Below are 1367 nucleotides of genomic sequence, written 5' to 3'. Positions count from 1 at the left end.
GGCCGGCGAGCTGGACTGGTCCCGGGCCTGCGTGGATGCCTCCCACATCCGCGCCAAAAAGGGGGCGAAGGCACCGGTCCGTCACCGGTCGACCGCGGGAAGACAGGCAGTAAGCACCATCTGATCTGCGACGGGAAGGGCACCCCGTTCAAGGTCATCACTACCGCCGCCAACGTCAACGACGTCACCCAGACCCTGGCCCTGGTCGACGGCATCCCGCCCGTGGCCGGCAGGCCCGGTCGTCCACGGCGCCGCCCCGACGCGCTACTCGGTGACAAGGGATACGACAGCAACCCCAACCGCCGCGAGCTGCGGAGGCGCCGTATCCTGCCGGTGATCTCCCGCAAGGGCGCCCCGAACATCAAGGGCCTGGGCAAGCTCCGCTACGTTGTCGAGCAGACTTTCTCGCTCCTGCACCACTTCAAGCGCCTGGCCGTCCGCTGGGAGCGGCGGCTCGACCTGCACGACGCCCTCGTCTCCCTTGCCTGCAGCCTCATCTGCTGGAGACGCCTCAAGAGAGCCGTTCCAGATCACCGACACACTGCTATGCCTGGAAGGCCGCGATCTGGTCCGGTACCGAGAACCCTGAAGCACAGTCCGGACACGTCGTGAGGCCGAACAGATGGATCAGATGGTCTGCGGCGGCAGACTGCCCGGCCTTGACGGCCAGATTGTGCAGCCGAGACGCCAGCGGCGGCAGGTCCGCGGGGGCCGCTGGGCGGACTGCGGTGAGTATGGGTCCCTCGCGGCCGACAACCCGAAAACGCGCGTTCGGGTCCCGACGGCGAGTGCCTCGAAGTTTGTAGGAGAGGTCGATCTCCAAGCTCCCTGTGCAGAAGGGGCACACCACACGGTAAGCATCGCGGCGCAAGTTGCGCCTCCATATGGGCACCCCCTCGAAAGCCAGAAGGTGCTCCAGCCAGTACAGAAAGTCGTCTTCATCGCCCTCGAAGGGCCTTACCGTCACCTGCTTCTGCGTCAGCTGGTGCAGCTCGTTGATCGTAGACGGGTAGCAACCCTGGACGTAACCGGGCTCGTGGAGTTGCTGCTCCTCGACGACGATGCGGCCGGCCAGCCCAAGGGCCTGCCAACAACCGCCCGGCTTGCGACCGGTAGCGATGTCCGCCAGAACGGGCAGGGCGGCAAAGCTGGCCGTGTACACCGAGCCCTGGTGATAGAGAGAAGCCCACAGCTCCTCCCACGCCACGTCAGCCAGCTCGGGATCACCGACCTCGTCAAAGAGCTGTGGTAGGTCGGATGCGGATCCATAGGCGTGCTTCAGATGGGACCAGTCCAGGGTCATGGCCGCAATCATCCCAGCCGCATCCGTCTCACCAATCTCGCCACCAAGATCGTGTTACGAGCTC

At 65.5% G+C, this 1367-nt stretch carries 2 protein-coding genes; one reads left to right on the top strand and one right to left on the bottom strand.

Annotated features, from left to right (window positions below):
• Positions 1-612: IS5 family transposase (locus AB0M27_RS47850; protein WP_365732467.1), on the top strand; the 612-nt coding region annotated here is incomplete at its 5' end.
• Here AB0M27_RS47850 and AB0M27_RS47845 read toward each other — a convergent pair.
• Entirely contained in the window at positions 545-1303 is a 759-nt protein-coding gene (locus AB0M27_RS47845; protein ID WP_365590825.1) for a hypothetical protein, read from the bottom strand. The two genes, AB0M27_RS47850 and AB0M27_RS47845, sit on opposite strands and share 68 nt — an antisense overlap.
• Between the last annotated feature and the right edge of the window lie 64 nt (positions 1304-1367).

This window comes from Streptomyces sp. NPDC052107 (genome assembly GCF_040680215.1).
GTDB lineage: Bacteria > Actinomycetota > Actinomycetes > Streptomycetales > Streptomycetaceae > Streptomyces.
This window is presented reverse-complemented; position numbering and strand designations above follow the sequence as displayed.